A 4,005-nucleotide genomic window follows, 5' to 3' on the forward strand; every position below is an offset into this window, starting at 1 on the left:
CTTCACCACCGGCCAGGCTCTGCAGCTGACCGCGACCATCGGAACGGATCGTCCGTCCATCTCCGTGGTCCGCAATGCCAATGGCAGTCTGACCGTGACCTGGGAAGGCGAACTCCATGTGGCCACCTCGGTCAATGGACCTTACGTCAAGCTGGAAGGTGCCGTGAGCCCGCTCACCTTGGCTCCGAACCAAGCAGCCCAGTTTGCTCGCGCGGTGAAGCCGTAAGCTGACCGCTACGCAGAGGCCATTATTCTGCCATAACTCAGTGAGGCCGGAGGGCAACCTCCGGCCTCTTTTTTGCCTGCTTTCAAAGCGCGTGCTGGCCGTGGACTGTGGACCGCGGTGGCACGACACCGCTGTTCCTTCACGCCACCCATCTCCCTCCAACGCACACACCAATCCGAGACGCATCGCCAGCCACTCCGCCACGCGCAGGAAAAGCGGGGACCTGTCTCCGCGCTCCATAGAGCGCCCCTCCTTCGCTCGCCTTTCAATCGGACGAGGCCCCTATGGACCGCGGTGGCACGACACCGCTGTTCCTTCACGCCACCCAGTCCGCTCCCGCAATCCACGGCCGAGAACCCGCAGGGTTCACAGAGATTAGCCGGGGCGTGGAGCGCAGCGACACCCCCGGTCTGTCGGCCCCCTATTCAACAGCACCCTGAAAGGCGTGCCACCAGTCGGCCAATGGACTGAGGAACTTTTTGGTTTCTGGAGTCGGGCGCCTCAAGTGTGAGCAGCCGGTGGCATCGCTGCGCGATGCTCCGCATTTTTAACAGTTCCGGGGGTGCGAGCACCCCCGGCTAGTCTCTGCGAACCCTGTGGGTTCGTGCCCTGCCGACCCACACAGATTATTCTTCAACCGAGTCATCCGAGAAATCCGTGGCCATAACTGCTTGTTTCGCATTCAAAGCAACTCAGATCCTGGAGGTCCTTCCCCGACACCGCTTCATACGCACTCGCATAGTATGAAAAAAGTTCGCCATTTCAGGGGTTGCAATCAGGAGACGGTTTGGTTACGAAACTCCTGTCCCATCAACCAGAGCGCAAAACCACCGCAGGGTGAATTTTCGTGTGCGCGTATGTGCTGGGCCATGTACTGAATCAAACGCAACTCACAGAGTCACCAGTAGTAAATCCCTAGTTCTCAAATCAAACCAACCCAAAGCTCACCATCCCCTATGTATAAACCAACCAACCCCTTCGCCAAGTTCTGCCTGGCGACGTCCCTGGGGCTAGCCTTCTGGCTGGCACCTGCGACGCAGACCCAAGCGCAAGCCACTCTCGACGGCGGTGCGACCCTCGAAATCATTGGAACCAGCACCACCTCGTTGCTGGGAAATCCAGAAAACCCCCTCTCCACCGGTGGCGACCTGACCGACCCTGAGAACGACGGGAATGAATCCGCCGGGCCCGAAGATCTCTCCTGGAACTGGGTATCCATCTCCTCCAACAACGAGCCAGGCTTTGAGGGTGGAGAGTTTTCCTACAACGTTTTCGACAATCGCCTCGGACCCGGCAACGACAAGTGGTGCTGCGATGACGCCACCGAAGCTAGCCCGAAAAATATCACTGTCGAGTTCAGCGACGTGGTTCGCCTGACCCACTTTACGGTCAGCTCCGCGAACGATACCCCGACACGTGATCCACAGGACTGGCAAATCCAAGGCTCCAACGACGGGATCGAATTCACCCCCATCTTCATTCAGATCTCCGACACTCCGCTCTGGGATGCTCGGCTGCAGGTGGCCAAGATCACTTTCGATCAGCCCGCACCCGCGTACAAGTTCATCAGGTTCGAGTGCACTCGGACGGCCGACTCCCTTTACCAGGTGGGCGAGATCGAGTATTTCGGCGAGTACGGTCTGGGCGTACCCAAGATCGAAATCGTCGGAACCGGAACAGGCGCGCTTCTCGGCGGCGACTTAACCGATCCGGAGAACGACGGTGATGAAAATGCCTACCCCGGACCGACTTGGAATGGAGTCACCTTCTTCGGAAACAACGAAGCTGCCTTCGGCGGCGGCGAGTTTGCGTTCAACGTCTTCGACAATCGTGTCGGTGGTGGCAGCGATAAATGGTGCTGTGACGATCCAACCGAGGCAGCTCCGCTCTTCGTCGGGGCCAGCTTCCCCCGCCCGGTCAGCATCTCTCACTTCACGATCACCTCAGGTAACGACACCCCCGGCCGGGACCCACGCCGCTGGAAACTTCAAGGCTCCACGGACAGTGTTGTTTGGGAGGACATTTTCGTGCAGGACTCCGATACCACGTTGTGGACTGAGCGAGACCAGGTCGTGAAGATCACCTTACCCGTGCCGTCGAAGGCCTATCAGTCGATCCGTTACCTCGTGACGGATACCGCCGAACCTCTCCATCAGCTCAATGAAATCGAACTCTTCGGCCGAGCGGGTGGCGCTAGCATCCCGCGTCTCGCCGGTGCCCGTGCGGGTCGTGACCAGATCTCCTTGAACGTTGCGGATGGTCTCGACACAGCTCTGGACACAGCGACCGTGGTCATCAAGATCGATGACATCGTCGTGGCCACCACCAACTCCAAGAACGACACAACCACGACGTTTGTCTATGTCAGCCCGACCCGCTTCGAGCCCGGCTCCAGCCACACCTTCAACCTGACCGGAAAAGATCTGGCTGGCAATCCGTTGAACTTCAACGGGACCGTGAAAATCCCGGTTCCTTGGTTCCCCGACTCGAACCTGAACGGACCTGAACCGGTCGATGGCGCTTGGGCTCTGCGCTACATCTTTGGGGCTGGCACCATCGACAGCATCCCCGCCGCCCTGTCCCGCATCGCGGCGGTGGGCACGGAAGAGTTCACCGGCAAGTTCGCCGACGTGACCACTCCAGTCGCCAACTACCCAGTCGCCGGAGGATTCTTCGGCAATGGCCTTCCCTACGACGAAGCGGCTACCGCTCACCCTGATGGTGGCTGGAACGCTGAAGACTTCATCCAGCTGTTTATCGGTAACATCGTGATCCCGGCCGACGGTGAGTATACCTTCGGCGTGCACTCCGACGACGGTTTCGCCCTGCGTATCCGCGGCGGCAAGGCTGTCGCAGTCAGCGGCAACGGCGAACTCGATCCCGGCGATCCCGAGGCCGTCGTGCATCCCGCCAACACCGGCGACAGCAACACCCGCGGCACCTACTCCCTGAAGGCCGGCACCTATCGCATCGAGTTCTTCTGGTGGGAACGCGGCGGTGGCGACCATGGCGAACTGTATGCCGCTCCCGGCCGCTGGGCTAACGATGCGGATACCGACAAGTGGAAGCTCGTCGGCGATCCCACTCCGGCAGACACCTACATCCAGCTGGGCGTCGACGCCGATGGCTGGAGCGTTGTGTCCTCCGATCCGAGCGCTGGTGACATTGCGGAGAACGCCATCAATAACTGGGCTGCTGGCTTCGCCGACCTCGACGCCACCGCAGGCGCACCCGTCAAGACCGACGTTGGCAGCTGGGGCGACCCGGACACCAACGCCGGCATCCCGGCCTTCCCGAAGAACACCCCGGGCGTAGACGACAACGACTATGCGATCCGCGCGACCGCGAAGCTCGTCATTCCTCAAGACGGCACCTACAGCCTCGGCTTCAACAGCGATGACGGTGCTTACATGAAGATCCCCGGACAAGTGTTCACGGAGATCACGGTCAACGGTACCGCCGCCAGCGTCATCTCTGAAGATGGCAGCACGGTCACCTGCGATTGCCTCACCGGCGACAGCAACACCCGGGCGACCATCACCCTCGCCAAGGGAACCTACGACATCGAAGCCGGTATGTTTGAACGTGGCGGCGGGGCCTTCCTCACCGTTCGCGGTGCTCAGGTCGAAGCTCCTAGCCTGCCGGTTCTGGTCAAGAACGGCGTCGGAACCTTCACCACCGGCCAGGCTCTGCAGCTGACCGCGACCATCGGAACGGATCGTCCGTCCATCTCCGTGGTCCGCAATGCCAATGGCAGTCTGACCGTGACCTGGGAAGGC

The 4,005-nt window shown here is 60.6% G+C and carries 2 protein-coding genes; both read left to right on the forward strand.

The window, feature by feature from the left end; translation table 11 throughout:
* A partial coding sequence (locus JNN07_21220; protein MBL9170270.1) for a hypothetical protein occupies positions 1-226 on the forward strand: 226 nt, incomplete at its 5' end.
* Between the two features lie 956 nt (positions 227-1,182).
* On the forward strand, positions 1,183-4,005 hold a 2,823-nt coding region (locus JNN07_21225; protein MBL9170271.1), incomplete at its 3' end, for a discoidin domain-containing protein.

The sequence above is a fragment of the Verrucomicrobiales bacterium genome, from assembly GCA_016793885.1.
In the GTDB taxonomy this organism is placed as follows: Bacteria; Verrucomicrobiota; Verrucomicrobiia; order Limisphaerales; family UBA11320; genus UBA11320.